Below are 294 nucleotides of genomic sequence, written 5' to 3'. Positions count from 1 at the left end.
TGCTCCTGAAATGTGTAGGAATCCACCACTAGCTTCAAAGAGCGGCATGCCATTTTCATCTAAAAGCATCTCGCCAGTTTCTGGATTCACTTGCAATGTAGATGATAAAGACTTGGTAAACATATCATAAATTTGCTGACCAGTCACAGTGATTTGAGAAACAATGTTACCAAATGGCAAGACTGCAATAATATCACCTTTTGTAACAGGCTGATCTTTAGCAATTGTTGCACGTAGACCACCACCGTTAGTCACAGCAAGGCTAGTTTTGTTTGAAAATCCTGTTTGACCATA

Annotated in this window: 1 protein-coding gene; it reads right to left on the bottom strand. The window is 39.8% G+C overall.

Going from position 1 to position 294, the window contains the following annotated elements; translation table 11 throughout:
- Positions 1 to 294, bottom strand: a 294-nt coding sequence (locus C1G53_RS12130; protein WP_192873135.1) for a 5'-nucleotidase C-terminal domain-containing protein, incomplete at both ends; no start/stop codon positions are given.

Source organism: Streptococcus suis (assembly GCF_002960445.1).
In the GTDB taxonomy this organism is placed as follows: domain Bacteria; phylum Bacillota; class Bacilli; order Lactobacillales; family Streptococcaceae; genus Streptococcus; species Streptococcus hyiners.
Note: the sequence above shows the minus strand (reverse complement) of the source record. Positions and strands in the feature narration are given on the sequence as shown.